Origin of the sequence: Novipirellula sp. (assembly GCF_041583735.1) — a bacterium.
GTDB lineage: Bacteria > Planctomycetota > Planctomycetia > Pirellulales > Pirellulaceae > Novipirellula.
In genome coordinates this window covers 1-17,060 of record NZ_JBFHFD010000116.1, presented here as the reverse complement: position 1 = coordinate 17,060, position 17,060 = coordinate 1, and the positions used below count along the sequence as shown (strand labels likewise).

General features: G+C 55.7%; 9 protein-coding genes. 4 read left to right on the top strand and 5 right to left on the bottom strand.

The annotated features are described in order from the left end of the window. Nucleotides 1-281: 281 nt before the first annotated feature. From ABX962_RS11290 to ABX962_RS11270, 5 genes are read right to left on the bottom strand one after another with little or no spacing between them, the layout of a single operon-like run. On the bottom strand, nt 282-2,813 hold the full coding sequence (locus tag ABX962_RS11290; RefSeq protein WP_372719408.1) for a cyclic nucleotide-binding domain-containing protein: 2,532 nt from the start codon (nt 2,811-2,813) through the stop codon (nt 282-284). After that, a complete protein-coding gene (locus ABX962_RS11285) occupies nt 2,810-4,597 on the bottom strand; it encodes an NAD(P)H-dependent oxidoreductase subunit E (RefSeq protein ID WP_372719406.1) in 1,788 nt (595 codons plus the stop codon). Before ABX962_RS11285 ends, ABX962_RS11290 begins: the two co-directional genes overlap by 4 nt. 9 nt (nt 4,598-4,606) lie before the next feature. After that, entirely contained in the window at nt 4,607-5,998 is a 1,392-nt protein-coding gene (locus tag ABX962_RS11280) for a multiheme c-type cytochrome (RefSeq protein WP_372719404.1), read from the bottom strand. After that, complete coding sequence (locus ABX962_RS11275; protein ID WP_372719402.1) at nt 5,995-7,491, bottom strand: cytochrome c3 family protein; 1,497 nt, start codon at nt 7,489-7,491, stop codon at nt 5,995-5,997. Before ABX962_RS11275 ends, ABX962_RS11280 begins: the two co-directional genes overlap by 4 nt. A 10-nt stretch (nt 7,492-7,501) precedes the next feature. Next, nucleotides 7,502-8,434 carry a hypothetical protein gene (locus tag ABX962_RS11270; protein WP_372719400.1) on the bottom strand — a complete coding sequence of 311 codons (933 nt, stop codon included), beginning with the start codon at nt 8,432-8,434 and terminating at the stop codon, nt 7,502-7,504. 326 nt (nt 8,435-8,760) lie between these two features. Here ABX962_RS11270 and ABX962_RS11265 point away from each other — a divergent pair, with 326 nt between their 5' ends. From ABX962_RS11265 to ABX962_RS11250, 4 genes are all read left to right on the top strand, one after another. Then, a complete protein-coding gene (locus ABX962_RS11265) occupies nt 8,761-10,599 on the top strand; it encodes a hypothetical protein (protein WP_372719398.1) in 1,839 nt (612 codons plus the stop codon). A gap of 26 nt (nt 10,600-10,625) precedes the next feature. Continuing rightward, nucleotides 10,626-12,410, top strand: coding sequence for a multiheme c-type cytochrome (locus ABX962_RS11260; RefSeq protein WP_372719396.1), 1,785 nt, complete (start codon nt 10,626-10,628; stop codon nt 12,408-12,410). Nucleotides 12,411-12,581: 171 nt separating this feature from the next. Beyond that, nucleotides 12,582-13,934, top strand: coding sequence for an NADP-specific glutamate dehydrogenase (gene gdhA, locus ABX962_RS11255; RefSeq protein ID WP_372719394.1), 1,353 nt, complete (start codon nt 12,582-12,584; stop codon nt 13,932-13,934). 123 nt (nt 13,935-14,057) lie between these two features. Continuing rightward, nucleotides 14,058-16,826 (top strand): protein kinase, encoded by a 2,769-nt coding sequence (locus tag ABX962_RS11250; RefSeq protein ID WP_372719392.1) that lies wholly within the window; start codon nt 14,058-14,060, stop codon nt 16,824-16,826. The last annotated feature ends 234 nt before the right edge of the window (nt 16,827-17,060 follow it).

The following is a 17,060-nucleotide window of genomic DNA, read 5'->3' as shown; positions in this document are numbered from 1 at the left end:
TACGCTCGCCAGAGCGTGGATGATTGCCAGCCAGTACGAATCACCACCTTCTGGCGAAGGTCGCTACGAGAAAATGATTCACAGCGTTCCGTAGCTACGCTCGCCAGAGCGTGGATGATTGCCGGCCAATACGAATCACCACCTTCTGGCGAAGGTAGCTACGAGAAAATGCTTCACGGCGTTCCGTAGCTACGCTCGCCAGAGCGTGGATGATGGCCAGCCAATACGAATCACCACCTTCTGGCGAAGGTAGTTACGAGAAAATGATTCATCACCAACGGTCATAAATTTCCGTTTCCGTTTTGTTTGGTGATCTCTAACAATTCCGGACCAGTCATCCGGAATGCGGCCTCATGCGGACACGCGTACACGCAGCTTGGTTTCCCATCAATGCTGCGGCACAAATCGCAGGTGGTCGCTCGTTGCTGGACAACCGGCATCTTCTTGCCTTCGACTTCTTGATAAACCGTCTTCAGCTTGCCCGATGCATCGACTTCTTGCTTGGGAAAGCCGTGCATGTTGATGTTGCCGTACGGACAATTGTCGGCACACAATCCGCAACCGATACAGTAATCTTCGATCGCGATCTCGAGTGAATCCCCATCGCGATGAATTGCATCAACGGGACATCCGACCAAACAGTACGGATCCATACACGACCGGCAACTGCTGGCGACCAGGAACTTGTCGAACCGCAATCCATCGCGAACCAATCGGGTGACCCCTTCGTGAGTGTCGGCACACGCCTTGGTGCACTCGTCACATCGCGTGCATCGTTCCAGATCCAAGACCAACAAACTTTGCGCCAAATAAAGGCCTTGATCGAGAAAGTCTTCTGATTCGACCGCTTGCAGTCGACTGCGAGCCTCCTGGTCTTTCTCTAAAATCACCTTCGCTTTGGCAGCCAACGTGTTTTTGAGTTCAGGAAACTGGGCCAGTAAGTTACGAAAATCCTCGCCACGAATGCGGATCAGTTCGACGTGATCCAGCGCCGAACAGGTCGCGGTACGGACGCCGGGACGGACCGTTCCGCCGAGAGCTTCCGAAAGGGTGTCGCCGATACTCGAAAGCAATCCAATCTCGCCGAACCCATTTCCAGGACCGAGATAACTGAGCACTCGTTCGTCACGTCCGTATTTTTGGGTGACTTTGACAAACCCCAGTTTGTTGACGTAGTAATCGTCGGCTCGATCGCCTTGCGCAAAAATCACTTGTCCAGGGTCGACCGAAACCAGATCGGCTTTGTCTCGCAGAAACTCGGCCGCTTGTTTTCGTTGTTGATCGTCGAGCGAATCAAAAATCGGCAGCGATTCAATTTGGCCCGTCAGCGAATACTTGCGATAGGCGCGATCCAAGATTTCGCGGCTGACTTCGTTTCGCTGCAACATGTACAACACGTTGCGTTTAATCTCGAGCACTTCAGCGTCCTGAGTCGCGACCACGGTAGCACTTCGCGGATAACGGTTCATACAAGTCATCTCGCCCAAGATCACGTCATCGCTGTTACGCAAAATCCGTTGATCTTCAGAGAGTTGGGCGGCGCTGACATCGGCCAACTTCGCTCGTCCGCCCACTTTTTCGACCACGGTTTTCAAACCGCCCAGCCATCCGAACAATCCGCCTGCGGAACGGTTGCGGACTGCACCGCGTGTGGTTGCGAGGAAAATCTCGAACTCACCGCTGAGGATAATAAACGCGGTCGAACCGTATTCGCCTTCGCGGCACAAAACGTCGCCTTCTTTCAGGATACGGCGAACGACTGCGGCCCCGTTAAACTGCAAAAATTTGTAGGGGATGCCGGAGAACAGCGGATAATGAATCAGCTCGTCGGCCGTCACGATGTCGCCATCTTTATTCTCGGCGACCATGTCATCGCGAACCCGTTTGATCTGGGTTTCGATGAACGATGGCTGGAACTGCAGCGCACCGGTCGGACAACTGACGGCACATTCACCGCACGAAACGCAGGTACTTTGCCCCATCGGATCTTCGAGATCAAAGGCGATGTGCGACTCGTATCCTTTGCCGCCACGGCCGATCACATTATTGCCTTTGATCCAATTGCATCCCCGCTGACAGCGGCCGCACATGATGCATTGATCATGATCCACGGCGATCATTTTGCTGCTGTCGTCGTGACCTCGCTCGAGCGAACGGGGGGCAAAACGAGATTCCTCGATCTCCATCCGCCGAGCGACTGTGGCCAATTCGTTGCCAGGTGCCGACCACTGCGAACTTGGCAGATGGTCCGCAATCAACAGTTCGACCACGGTTTGGCTGGCGGCTTTCACTCGCACCGCAGCATCTTTGTCGGTTTCGCTCTTGATCGTGTTGACGATCATGCCGTTGGAAACTCGCTGGACACACGACGGGACCAATTGTTTCCGCGGTCCACGCCGCGTCATCTCGGTCGCCTCGACAAGGCACACACGGCACACGCCCACCGGCGGCAGATGTTCTTTGTGACAAAGCGTTGGAATTGGATGCTCGTCGCCAGGCTCGCGGACAAACACTTCACTTGTCGCATCAAAGATTGTCGTGTAACGCGGTTTCGGTGCCCCGGTCGCATCACGAATGACGTTGCCCTGGCTATCGCGCGTCGGCACCGCCTTTTTGACCGTGACTTCACGACCATCAATCGTCAACGTGACATCTTCGTCCAACTCCGAAGCGGACGCTTTATGGACACGGACCAATTGACCGTCGACGTCACGTGCAAACAGACCTTCCTGTTCTGCAACGACTTGTCCCGGCAGATCACTGATATCAAAGTTAACGCGTGCGACGTCTTTGGGATCGATTTCGTTGCTCATGATTTTGCCACTTCCGACGGTTTGTTACGACACGCTTGGCGAGCCAAATCAGGAAAGAATTTCAAAAACGTTTGCAGCGGATTACTGGCCACTTGCCCGAGTCCACAGATGCTGGTCGCTTGCATCACTCCGCTCAGTCCCAACGCGATCGGTTCGAACGTATCGAACTCTTCACGCGTCACGTCACCGGCAAGTAACCGCTCGCCCATCTCGGTGACTTTCTCGGACCCGATGCGACAGGGGACACATTTGCCACAGGTTTCGTTTCGATAAAAGCGGCTGTTGGCGACCGCTTCGGCTAACACATTGCAGCCTTCGCCATAGATCACGATGCCAGCGCCGAGCATGTAGCCCACCGCACGCGAAACGTTGATATCCAGCGGCAGATCACGGATATCGATGTGAGTGACCCCTTCGGGAACATTGGCATCGACAAATCGGCGACTGAGGAATTTGACCGGAATTTTGGGCGGCAGCAATCCGCCCGAGGGACCGCTAAGCGCGACTGCGGCGATCGCTTTGCCGTCTTTCATCCCTCCGCAATGAATGTCGATCAGTTCGCCGAGCGTCGTGCCGGTAGGCACTTCATAGACGCCCGGTTGGTTCAAATCACCGCTGATCGAAAACAACCGTTTGCCTTTCATCGCCGGGCTCGACCCGACGGTCAACGGTCCTTCTTTGATTCCTTGGCTAGCGAACCAGTCGCCGCCGTCCTTCAAGATCGCGGGTGCCCAGGCAAACGTTTCCACGTTAGAAAGCAGGGTCGGTTGATCATACAAACCGTTGGTCATCAATTCAGGAGGCCGGTTCCGCGGTTCGGCACGTTTGTCTTCCATCGCTTCGATCAACGCGGTCTGTTCACCACAGATGTAACCGCCAGGACTGGGGAAGACATCGAGTTCGAATGAGCGGCTGCTGCCAAAAATGTTGCGACCGCAGGCACCAAGTTGGACGGCACGAGCAATTTCCTGGCGGCATTTTTCGATCTGTTCCGGATACTCGTGCCGAATATAGATCCACCCGCGAGTCGCCCCGACCACCAAGGCGGCCAGAATCATGCCTTCGATCGTCAGGTAGGGAGCGGCCAGCAAGATCTCGCGATCCTTAAAAGTTCCCGGTTCGCTTTCGTCGGCATTACAGACAATAAATTTTTCGCCCGTCGTGCCTTCGGCCCGCATCACGTCGCCCCATTTCAAGTAGGCTCGACCACCGGCGCCTCCCATCCCCAGCAGGCCCGCGTTCTCGAGCGCCTTGAGCACTTTGTCGGGATCGCCACCGCCCGTGATGTACTCGCGAATTCGCTCGTAACGACCGCTGCCGCCGTAAATATCCATGTCCCACTTGCCGACCTTCGCTTTGGCAAGTTCCCAATCCGAATTAAATTCGGGTTGTTGTCCCTGCATGATCGCGTCGATCGACTGCTGGATCCCCGCTTCGCTACCACAGGCAATCAGTTGTTCGTTGACCATTGCAGCCGGCGGACGATCGCAGCGTCCCAGACACGACACGCCACAGACTTCGACATCGTGGCCATACTTTTTCTCGGCCCAATCGGCCACGCGCTGGATCATCGGGACCGAGCCATTTAAATGGCAACTCATATCGCGACAAACGTGGACTTCGACCTTCGGTGGCGGATCGGTGCGAAAGTGCGGAAAAAACGTGACCAACGCATTGACGCGGTGCATCGGAATGCCCAATTCCTCTGCCACCGATTCCATATCCGCATGCGTCAGGTATCCGCCACGTTTGGATTGCCGTTCGTGTAAAGCTGGGATGATCATCGTGGTTATTTACTCGGGGTTCGCTTGGCTTAGAGTCGACGCCAATTGCGATTGCAAGATACGCAGAATCGTTTGACGAAATTTTGCAGGGTCAAAATCGGCCGGGGAATGCAGCGATACGTTTGTGTCTGGAGTGGGTTCAGGTTGAAATCGCAGCGAATGCTCGAGCTCGTTCAACGCATCGGGAAGCGACGCATTCAAATCGCGCAGCAACGCGTCGAGTTCCAAGTACTCAATCGCCGCTTGATGCCAATCCACCGGAGGAGGTTGATCCTGAAGTCGCTCCTGCATCGATTGCAACTCTTGACGCGGATCGATGGTCTTGGTGGCAAGCTGCTTGGCAAGTTTGCGATACTGGACCGCCAACGACTGGCCACTGGCGGCAATCTGTTTCGGATCACTGCGATGGGGCGAAAGTTTTTCGAGTAATGCCACATTATCGCGAAGTTCCAACTGGTTCACGCTGTGCCATGAATTCCAGACGGGCAATCCATCGCTGACGTGCAGCGGCGATTTCTTTTTGCTGGACGGTGGCACTTGAAAATCGCGGATCGACAAACTTTGGTGACACGCGAAGCAGTCGTAGTCGGACAATTCAGGCCACGGCACAGTCGGGTCTTGCAAATGGTCACGGGCTCGTTCGGAGGACAGTTTTGCTGCCGTGGCCAGATTGATCGCCCGCCCCACGGCACGCAGCCGAACGTGGGATGCGTCAAGTTCACGATCACGACCGGGATCCCAATGGGCCGGCAAATTCGCTAGATAGATCGGCAACTCAAACCGCAGCGCCGGATGTCCTGCCGCGATCAAATCATGATTCATGTCACGGACCAAACCGTCCTCGGTTCGTGATCCAATATGGCATCGAACACACGTTTCGCCGCGTCCGATGATCGAATCCATTTCACGCATCGATTCGTTCGTGGCGGGATCCCAATCGGCATGAGTATGCGAAACAAGCCACGACTCGGCCGCCCCGTGGCACGATTCGCAGGTAACGCCGGCGGCCAGAAACTCGACCGACAATTTCCCGCTTGCCGCAGTTTGCGAGGCGGTTGCGGTCGTATGACAACTGATACAACGCTCCCGCAACACCACATCATAGGCTTCGCGTGAGCCCGACGCCGAACGATCCAGCCGGCTGACGATCGCTTGTGAATCACGGTCATACAGTAACCGTCCGGCATTGGCATGCGGATCGTTGGCAAGCCACGTCGACAGTGAATGATTCCAGGCCGGACCGCGACCGATCGTGCCGCCGTGGCAAGTCGATGTTGCACACGACGCATTCCCCATAAAGGGTGACGGCTCGGCAGCCATCACGTTGGCGAGGCCTTCAAAACCAATTAGCCTCAACCAAATCAGCCCCCACCAGATAAGAGCGATGCGTGCGAGTTTCATCGCTCCACCTTCGTCACCGCGCCCGGCGGATGATAACGATGGCAAAGCGTGCAGCGATCCGACGCCCAAGTCGGTTGGCCACCTAATAACGAGACCGTTTCGGACGACGCAAGCGACGCGGGAGTCGGCAACTCGGAATCACGATGACAGCCAGTGCACGACTGAATTCCGGCGATCATCACGACGTCTTGATCGGTCGCCGGTTTCGCCGCCGTGTCGCTGTTGTAGGCCGCCTCGTGACAATATTTGCAATCGATTCGGCGATGTGCCGCGTGATCGTAGATCCCATGCTCGAACCACCGCGACGGGATCATCTCGGCACTTTGATTCCCAAGCGATGCACGGATAGCTTCATCCGTGACCGAGGCCTGATCATGACACTTCAAACACTGTGACTGCACTCGTTCTCTTGCCAAGCGAACGTCGACGATCGAAGAGACCGACTCACCGGTCGCGGGTTTGCCGACTCCTTCACCCGGCACAGCAACCGTTCGTGCATCGCCGCGGGGCGATCTCGCCTGACCGGTCGCTCGCACCCCGTCGATGGTCGCGGCCAATAACAAGTCAACTTTGGACCAAGGTACCGCGTGAGGAATCGGCGTCGTATCGGCCGTCGCGGCACCCGAGTTCATCGAGTGACATGCCGAGCAATGTTGTTCGAAAGAAACCGGCGCCATGTAGCGGCCCAACTCGCCGTCGGACGCCATCGTGTTAGCACCGCTGGGGTTGCCCACCATCTGATGACAACTACCACAATCCAATTGCACCGCCGCGGAATCGTCTTGCCCTTCGCCCCGGTACCGATCACGCAGCGATTCATCGAGCATCGCCAACGTCATCTCGCCGCGTTGTCCGGCATCCACTTGTCCAGGCCGCATGTGTTGAGCGTGATCAAATTTCACGACGCCTGGGTCGGGCTTCTGCAACGAAGCAAAGTCTCCGTGATCCGCCTTTGTAAACGCAACCACGTTGGCATTGACGGTCGGTGCGGCAGAACACACTGAACTGAGATCGGCGTGACACGAAGCACAACGTTCGTTGGTGACGAGGCTGAGATCGTGATCGCGGCCCTGATGATCGACGTGGCAGCCCGCACAATTCTGATCGACTAACTTTGCCTCGGCCCGCATCGTTTCGCGGTAGTGGCTGCCGACTTGGTGACACGACTGGCAAGCGGTTTCGATGTGCTGAATCGATTTCGTCGCATTCACTCCGATCGGCTTTATATCCAACGAGGATGCATCCGAGCTGATCGGGGTAAAGTTTTGATGACAGAGTTTGCAATCGTTTTCAAACGACGCATGGGCAATCGCCACCGGCCCTGTGCTGAGATGCGATTTGCCGGCCGCCCCCGCCAGCACGAAGCATGCGTAGAGCACTGCAGCGATGCCGCCCACCGCGATACAGAGGGTGCGAAACCGATGCAGTCCACCGCGGCGACGGTAGTAATCGATTTGAATTCGCTGAGATCTTTGCTTTCCCGTTTCACGCATTGTCGATCATTTACCAATACTTTAGCGCAGTCCAAACATGGGCTGCTAACAAAACGGTCACAGCAACGGACAATCCAATATGAATGGGAATCCACGCATGCAGCCAACGATGAACCGTGGATTGGGTATCAAATTGGCGACGTTGATCACAAAAGCTTTCGAGGATGTTCACGATCGATCCACTTTCTTCGCCACATGCACTGCGCAGCCGATCAAACCACACACTGGCGCGTTGTCGATCGTTTACCGGCGTTTTCGCCTGATGGCCGTGAAGCAGAAAAGGTTGAATTTCGTCTAGAGCATTCCACAGCGCCGGGCCATCGGTATTGGTCGACGCAAATTGGCGTGTTTCCAGCACCCGGCCGCGTGTTTTGCCCGACTGACGCACCGCACCGACAACAATGGCTCCTGCTTTGACCGCTTCGAACTCACGTTCTTCGTCGGCGTCATCGGGGCCTCCGACTCGACGCCCACATGCGCTCAATAATAATCGGCGAGCATCTTCAACGGTTTGCTTCGAGACATAGTCGATTTGACTGTAGATCGTTTCGCCTGGCAAATTGCGCAACATCCAGCGTGGCAGAATGTTCTGCACCGCTAATCCATAGATTCCGCTGAGGATGCAGAACACAAACAGCACCATGAAGGTGGCAGGCAACCATCCGCCCAAGTGAAACCCACTGTGTGCGATCGCCAACGGCAGCGAAGCCAAGCCAAACCACAGATGGGCAGCCATCCAATATTTGGCCGGAATCAACCGCAAGCGACGAAGCGCTTTTCGCGGCCATAGCAACATCTCGAATACGATGATCGAACCGGCCGCGATTCCGCACAACAATCCAGCACGACTGCCGCCGCCAACCCAACGGTTCGCCTGAGACGACTCGAGCCCGTAGTAGATGAGGCAACCGAGGGTCACGACCAACGTCGGAATCACGAACATCAGATGCAATCTTGTTTGGCTGCGATTCAATAGCACGTCAAGTAGCACCCAAATGTAAGTGACCAGAAAGTCCGTCGGCAGGATCGTTACATCCCGCGGAGAGCAACCATATTAAACCCCCGTGATGGGTAGTCGTCAATCTTCGCACCCCCACAGCATAAAATGTCGAGAGAACGCTGTTGTTTTGCCGATCAACGATTATCGTACTAATGTGAAGGTAATTTGGGGGGTATCCATTAACGCCTTTTCCACCTAACCCAAGTCGCGTGATGTCGCATCGAATCAGACCGAGCGTTTGCACTTTCCTGTGGATCGGGATGGTCTTCGTGTCGACCCTCGCGCGTGCCCAAGAACCGATCCCAACGCCGCCGGGGACATCGCCGCCGGGGACATCGCCGCCGGGGACATCGACGCCGGGGACATCGACGCCGGGGATGCTTTTTTCCCCAGGGACGCTCGATCGGCTGCACTCTCCCTTGCTTCGCCAAGATTTAATGGTCAATGGGGCCGCCTCGTGTGCGACATCCAATTGCCATGCGGGTCCGCGACCTGGGGTCACCCAAGCTACGGTGCGTCGTGGAGCAGAATACCAATTGTGGCTCGATCATGACCCGCACGCGCAGAGCTGGAAGACGATCTGCAGTGACGAAAGCGTCGCGATGATGCAGCGTCTGAAAATTATGGATGGCGACCAAATCATCGATCAAGTCGGATTCGACAACTGCATGGCGTGCCACAATTCGACGCGTCGCTACAACGAACCTCGCGCGAATCGCGATACGTACGTGGGTCCAAGTGATGCGGTCCACATGACACCGTTTGCCCCTGATCGCAATCAAACCAGCCCCAACGACGTCAACACATTCCAGCATGAAGGGGTGGGATGTTCGGCGTGCCACGGGCCGAGCGAGCAATGGATCGGGACCCACTTTCAACGCCATTGGTCACCCGCATCCGCCAGCGACGAAGGATTTGTCGACGCGGCAGACCTGTACATACGTGCGCGGATGTGTGCATCGTGCCATGTCGGTGACAAAGATCGTGACATGAATCACGACATCATCGCAGCCGGGCACCCAGCACTTCGCTATGAATTAGCGACCTTTCATGCATGGCAACCCAAACACTGGCGCGATGCCGAGGCGAAAGACCGTACCTATTACGAGGCCCAATTGTGGTTGGCCGGACAAATTGCGGCGACCGATGCCTCGCTGGCTCTACTCGAAACGCGAGCCGCCAAATCGCACTCTGTCAGCCAATGGCCCGAGTTTGCCTCATACGATTGTGCGTCGTGTCACCATCAACTTGGGCTACAAAATTCGCGAACGGCGATCACCGACGATCGGAAAGCGGTGGCGCTCTATTCGTCATGGAACGACGCAGGCCTTCGCTGGCTCGTCCATTACCGCATCGAAACGGGAGCGGCGACGTCAGACGATTTCGAATTACTTGAATCGCTCGACCGAGTGAAGCTACAGATGGAATCGCAACCAAAGGCGGATCCGGGATTCGTCGCCGAGTTGGCACTGCAGGCTCGCACGTCGCTTGCCCAATGGTTTGATGGCCCCGCTGGCCAATCCGAACGAGCCCAATTCCGCAGCGATCGCTTGGGGAACCTCGTCGCTGCCGCAGCCGGAAAACGTCAAACTTGGCAGACCTGGGAATCGGCGGTGCAGTTTTATTTGGCCGCCGTCGCCGCTCGCGAAAGCTGGCCCGGCGGATGGCACGGTCCCCTCCACAATCTGGCTCAACCGCTGCGTGTCGGTTTACGCTATCCTGAGATGATTGACGTCAGCCGTTATTCAAAACGCAATGAAAGCGGACCGACGCTGAATCGAGCCGAAGCGACGAAGTTGGGCATCGAGATGGCCGGTTGGCTGGGCCCGATTTACCAACCCGAATCCAGTGACGAGCTGCAGGACGACGAAGCGGAAACGCAAGCACTGCAAAACGAACTGCAAGAGATGATCCAGCGGATCAATGAACGCTGGAAACGCTTGAACCAACAACGCATCGAGCAAGCCGAGTCAACGGATAAAAAGATCGACGATGGCACGCCCGACATGCCGGCGAAACCGGAACGAAAACCGAAAACACGTGAACAGCTACTCGAAGAACTACGTCAAATGCAAGAAGCCCGCACGTCCGACGAATCAGACAATTGATTCTTTTGATTAAACAGATTGACAAAATGGTATCCACTTCCTTCTTCGCAAGACAGATTCCCACCGGGGTCGCGATTGTCCTGTTCGCAGTGACCAGTGCGGTCGGTTGGGCACAAACCGCTTCGGACACCCTGTCGCGCGAAGAAAGGCTAAGCGACCCGGTTTACATGTCGTGGGTTGCATCGGAACCCGTCGGCAAATGCGTCAGTTGTCACGTGATGGGACCAACCGACGCCGAAATCGATAGTGGCGAGTCGGGAGATCTGACATCGTTTAGCCGCCGCAGCGAAATGATGTATTGGTTGCAAAAAGACAAACATACGATCGCTCGCCGACGAGTCGAACCCTTCGCCGCCGAACAGAGCGAAGATGAGCTTTTAAAGTTATACGACCGACTCGATACTCAGATTGAAAAAGCGATCGAAGGATACAAGAAACGCGGTGAAACGATTGATCGCAACAAGGTCGGACTCGAAAGCATACCCGAAGAATGGATCGGACAAAGCAATCTGCTTAGCCGCCGCATCTGTGACAAACTATGGGGTTCGGGCTCAGTCACGACCGCAGCGGGCTACGCCAAATTTCGCGACCATTGCTTGACCTGTCATGGTGGCTATCACGCCGGGGCCAGCGGATTCGATTTGGCGGATCTCGATAACGCTCAATTGGGCATCGATTGTTTGTACTGTCACCAGCAGGACGATAACGATGAATGGATTGCGCCGCATCGAGATCCCAAGAAGTGGCGTTTGAAATCGCCTCAAGAAAAGTCGACTGCTGGATTGCGGAATTTGGTCGACACGTCCAATCAAGCCCAATTGTGCTTCGATTGTCATATCGGCAACCGCTCGAAAAATATGTTTGTGTCGCACGAGATGTATGCGGCCGGGCATCCCCCGATTCCCTCGATCGAGCTCCAGCAGTTCTGTGCCGAGATGCCACAACATTGGCAAACGCCAGCGCAACTGTACGATTCACTGGCGGATTACCCGCAGCGAAACGACTATTTCAACCTGAACTATCCCGGACTGCTCGGTTCAACCAACGCGGGTGCGGTTTTCTGGAACACCCGCAAAATGCTGATCGGATCTCTGGTCGCTCGGCAACAGATGCTCGAACTGTATATCCAATCGGGATCGGATTCGGCGCAGAACTGGGCGGACTATTCTCTGTATGATTGCGCGGCGTGTCATCACGAATTGCGATCCAACAGTGTTCGCCAACAACGCGGCTATGTCGGCGCCCCTGGACGTCCACGGCAATATGAATGGCCCGACGCGATTTTGACGATTGCGTATCTGTTCTATGGCAAGGAAACGTTAGCGCAATCGCGAAGCCTGGAAAACGAGATCGAGCAGCTCTTTAGCGAGCAACCCTTTGGTGACCCTCACCGCGTTGCCGCCGCTGCCACACAGCTGCGCGATCACATCACTGCGGCCATTGACGCGGTAGAACAAAAACCGGTCGATGCTCGAATCGCATTGGCGGTACTGCGAGGTTTGGCGACGACGCCGAAATCCAGATTGGTGACGTACGATGCGGCTCGGCAAGTCATCTGGGCGATGCAGACGATCGCGACCGAGCTAGAACTCGAAGGCAAACCGATCGCTCCGGAACTGCACGATCGGATTCGCCAACTCGGCAACCCGGAAACGACCGGAATCTCATCCGACCTGCCCTCGGGTCGCAAACAGTTCATTTACCCCGATCGTTTAGAGATGGATTTGCGTCTTCGTGCCCAGTACGATCCATCGCGTTTGGTTGCTCAATTGAAAAGTTTACGAGCGGACTTGGCCCAAGCCGCCAACTAAATCGAGGGGTAAGCTTCGTAGGACAGGCTGCCAGCCTGTTATTACCCAACCAACAGGCTAGCAGCCTGTCCCACGTTGATCGCGGAGTGATCAGCGACATCGCACAACTTTGCATCGTTCCCGTCGCTTAGAATAGGGTTGGTTACTCATCCTACAACGACGAGGTTCATCATGCTCAAGTTCGTACGCGAAGAAGTGGAATCGTTCATGCAGGGCCTCGTCAAACGGACCCCGGGTGAAGACGAATTTCACCAGGCGGTTCGCGAGGTCACCGAATCGCTGATGCCGTTCATCTTGCAGCATCCGCGTTACAAGCAAGCCCAATTGCTCGAGCGTTTGACCGAACCCGACCGCATCATCATCTTTCGTGTGACCTGGGAAGACGACGAAGGCAACTTTCGGGCGAACCGCGCCTGGCGAGTCCAATTCAATAATTCGATTGGTCCTTACAAAGGTGGTTTGCGGTTCCATCCTTCCGTGACCCAAAGCGTTTTAAAATTCTTAGGCTTTGAACAGATTTTCAAAAACAGCTTGACGGGATTGCCGATGGGCGGGGCCAAAGGTGGGTCCAATTTCAACCCCAAGGGAAAGAGTGATCATGAAGTGATGCGGTTCTGTCACTCGATGATGATTGAACTGCATCGACACATCGGCGAGGACACCGACATTCCCGCAGGTGACATCGGAGTCGGCGGTCGCGAGATTAGCTATCTGTTTGGTCAATACAAACGATTGTCCAATACGTTCGTTGGGACGCTGACAGGTAAAGGGTTGTCATTTGGCGGCAGTCTGGTACGAACCGAAGCGACGGGATACGGCTGTGTGTACTTTTGCGAGAACATGCTCAATCGTCTCGGTGATTCGATCAAAGGAAAATCGGTCTGCATTTCCGGCAGCGGTAATGTAGCGATCTACGCTGCCGAGATGGCGGGCAAATTGGGGGGCAAAGTACTGACATTGTCGGATTCCGGCGGGGTCATTCACGATCCGGACGGGATTGACGAAGAAAAATTGGCGTATGTCAAAGAATTAAAAGAAAAGCAGCGTGGACGTATCTCGGAATACGCCGAAAAGTATCGTAAAGCCACGTTCCACGCCGACCGGCGGCCTTGGCATATCCCTTGTGACGTTGCGCTGCCCTGTGCGACTCAGAACGAAATTGACCAGCAAGACGCTGAAACACTGCTGAAAAACGGTTGTATTGCGGTCGTCGAAGGGGCCAACATGCCGAGCACGCTCGAGGCGATGAAGGCGTTCCGCGAAGCCAACATCCTGTTCGGCCCTGCTAAAGCCGCTAACGCCGGCGGCGTGGCTGTTTCCGGACTCGAACAAAGCCAGAACTCGCTGCGATTGCAATGGACTCACGAAGAGGTCAATACAAAGCTAAAAAGTATCATGAAGGAAATTCATGAAAAATGCGTTCATTACGGAACGAAGGGAGATCATGTAGATTACGTCGACGGTGCCAACTTAGCGGGATTCGTAAAAATCGCCGAATCGATGCTGGCGTATGGCGCCGTTTGATTTTCGCACGTCGCACCACACGAGCCATTGGCATGGTGTCGCCCGATGCATCCGCGATTCCGATCAACTTGCTAGACTGCGACCGAGTCCCTTCCGAGATTTACTTTATTCCTGAATGGAAACATGCTACAGCGAGGCTACGAATTTGCGTCAGGTTATCGATTAGAAGAATTTCTAGGTCGAGGCCAATTTGGTGAAGTGTGGCGGGCCTCTGCGCCTGGTGGCACCCAAACCGCGGTCAAGTTCATCGACCTCAGTGGCGGGCAAGGCCAAAAGGAATACGATGCGATCAAGCGAATCAAGCTGATTCGCCATGCCAATTTGATGCCAATCACAGCAATTTGGTTGCTTGACGCCGAAGGCAAATTGATCCAAGACACTCCCGATCAAGCCGTTGCAACCATGGACGTCAGCGAATTGGTCACGCCGGATCGCGCCAGCTTTGCAATGCCGCGAACGCGAGAACCAGCGACGCTGGTAGTCGCAATGCTGTTAGCCGGCAAAAGTCTGCTGGATCGGATGGCCGAGTGTTTGCGTGAAACCAGCAAGGGAATTCCCCCGCGCGAACTGCTTTCCTACATGGAAGACTCGGCCAAAGGACTCGATTTCCTTAACGATGCCCGGCATGATCTCGGATCGGGCGAAGTCGCGATCCAGCACTGTGACGTCAAGCCTGCGAACATCGTCATCCTCGGCAACAGTGCCGTGATCTGTGACTTTGGTTTGGCGCGGATTCTGACGCGGACTCAAATCACCGCAACCAGCGCTTCGGGCACGCCCGCCTACATGGCCCCCGAAGCGATTGAGGGCAAACCAAGTCAATCGAGCGATCAATACTCGTTGGCGATCAGCTACTACCATTTGCGAACCGGCACGTTGCCGATGAAGGAAGGTTCGCTGTTCCAAGTTCTCAATGCGCATCGACAAGGCGAGCTGAACTTTGATCTCGTCGCGGATCCCGAGCAACAAGTACTGCGGCGGGCGACCGAGATCGATTGGAACAAGCGATACGAATCCAACATTGATTTTGTGGACGAATTGCGTGATGCGTTGCGAACCGAAGGGGCGATGACCACCGCCGCAGGACGCCCGTCCTCCAAGTTCGATCCGGCTTCGCCCAGCGGGGAAACCCAAAATGACCGCCTCGCACAGACGCAAGCGGGTCCCTCGTTGATCGCCGAAACGATGGATGGGACATCGGCCGTTGACACCGGGTTTGCTGATGCCGAGACCGCAAACTCGGCGGGTCTGCAGAGCACTCGAGTGTTACCGCAGCAGACGACCGATGACGCCGTCTCCTCGACCGGCGCCGTGACATCGAGCCAAACGCCCCGCACTGCACTGAAACGTTATTCGATCATCGCTGGCGCTGTAGCAGTCGTCATCCTTGGTGTGGTACTGGTTGCGTTTCCACGCCCTTCTTCCAAACCCATCGTCGACGATTCCGACAAGGCCGACCAACAGAACGTCTCGCCGGATCAAGTCGAACCCGTTAACAACCAACCGGACAGCGGTAAAACGGTAATCGAAAACGCGAGTCCGCAAGAGCTGCTGGACTTGGCGACCCGCGCTTTTGCGACCGATGCGGACAAAGCAGCAGAGCTATTCCGCCAAGCCGTGCAGCGTCGTCCAAACCTCGCAACGCCCGAACCGATCGTTCATACGGCACATCAAGATGGGGTCGAAGTATTAATGTTGGCCTCGCCCACGAACCAACTGATTAGCTGGGGCTACGACACCAATTTGAGTGTTTGGCCAGTTTCGCCAACATCGTGGACCGAATCGGCGGTTCAACCAATCTTGTTGCCTGGGTTGGATGTCTCGCTTGCGTATCGCGAAGGAATCTGCTTATCGCCCGACAAGCAACGTGTTGTCGCGGGATCAGGAACGGACGCCAAAGTCTGGTCGCTCGAATCGCTCCGTCGCAATCCCACCGAACCTGCTCAATCACTTCTCGCCGAGATGGATTCGCTTGACGACGAAGTCATGGCGGTCGCATGCCACCCCAAAGATACCACAGTCATCGCAATGGCGCTCGACGACAAAGTGGTCGTGTACCAAATCGAAACCAAGACATCTGACAAGCCTCGCCAACCCACCAAGCTGACTCAGTTTGAATCCGCAGGATCGATTAGCCAATTGGTGTTTCACCCGTCGGGCGATTGGTTGATCACGATCATCGATAAAGGCCTCGTCCAGGGTAAAGTGGTCGCTTATGCCTGGGACGAACTGCGGACCGGCGCCCCGCAGAACCGCGCCCCCACCGCGATTCCCATCAACCCCAAGGGAGCTCGTGTTCGCACGATCGGCTTTCCAAAGCAGGAATCATCCACGGACTCCGCTGCAAGTATCGCCACCGGGGACGAAACAGGAACGGTGACGCTATGGAGCATCGCTGATGAACCCAAATTGTCGTCGCGAAAACAACCGCATGCAGGCCCCGTCATGGCAATGAAGATATCGGCGGGAACCAGTGACACCGCGAGTGTCTTGGTGACCGGCGGCGATGATGGCACATTGAACCTCTGGCCGCTGAGTGAAGGTGCGAGCCAAACCGCAAGCGGTCACGACCAAACGCTTCCGCTCGGCAAGCATCCCGTGTCGTGCGTCGACGTTACCCCCAACGGCCGCTGGGTTGCCGCGGGCACCTACGATGGAACGGTGTGGCTTTTGGATCGCACTAGCCAAGACAACACGGCAGCGTTCCTGGTATCTGGATCCACCAGGATCGAAAGCATTTGCATTGATTCGGCAAATGGCTGGCTGGTCGCCGGATGCGACGATGGCAGCTTGCGAGTGTGGGATCTGGTGCGTTGTCAATTAATCGCGATGACCCAATTGCGTCCCAGCAAGATCATCGAAACGAAATCCAACCAGCCGCCCGTGATCTGACGAGCCCACCTACGGTTCCGTAACCACACTCCCTTCGCCAGAATTCGTAGCTACCTTCGCCAGAAGGTGGTGATTCGCATTTCCACGGCAACTATCCACGCTCTGGCGAGTCCTCATTCCGCTTCGCGGCACCCTAAATAATGAAAACGGCGGTTAGTGTATAATTTACGATGGCTGACGTGTGAGTTGGGTCGCAGATCGTGCTCCACTGGCGTCTAGAGCCCGTTGGCGAGT

What these genes read in the sequence shown, in the direction of transcription:
- ABX962_RS11275 (WP_372719402.1), bottom strand. Translation starts at nt 7,491, where the DNA reads ATGCGTGAAACGGGAAAGCAAAGATCTCAGCGAATTCAAATCGATTAC.
- ABX962_RS11280 (WP_372719404.1), bottom strand. Translation starts at nt 5,998, where the DNA reads ATGAAACTCGCACGCATCGCTCTTATCTGGTGGGGGCTGATTTGGTTG.
- ABX962_RS11260 (WP_372719396.1), top strand. Translation starts at nt 10,626, where the DNA reads ATGGTATCCACTTCCTTCTTCGCAAGACAGATTCCCACCGGGGTCGCG.
- ABX962_RS11250 (WP_372719392.1), top strand. Translation starts at nt 14,058, where the DNA reads ATGCTACAGCGAGGCTACGAATTTGCGTCAGGTTATCGATTAGAAGAA.
- ABX962_RS11270 (WP_372719400.1), bottom strand. Translation starts at nt 8,434, where the DNA reads ATGTTCGTGATTCCGACGTTGGTCGTGACCCTCGGTTGCCTCATCTAC.
- ABX962_RS11290 (WP_372719408.1), bottom strand. Translation starts at nt 2,813, where the DNA reads ATGAGCAACGAAATCGATCCCAAAGACGTCGCACGCGTTAACTTTGAT.
- ABX962_RS11285 (WP_372719406.1), bottom strand. Translation starts at nt 4,597, where the DNA reads ATGATCATCCCAGCTTTACACGAACGGCAATCCAAACGTGGCGGATAC.
- gdhA (WP_372719394.1), top strand. Translation starts at nt 12,582, where the DNA reads ATGCTCAAGTTCGTACGCGAAGAAGTGGAATCGTTCATGCAGGGCCTC.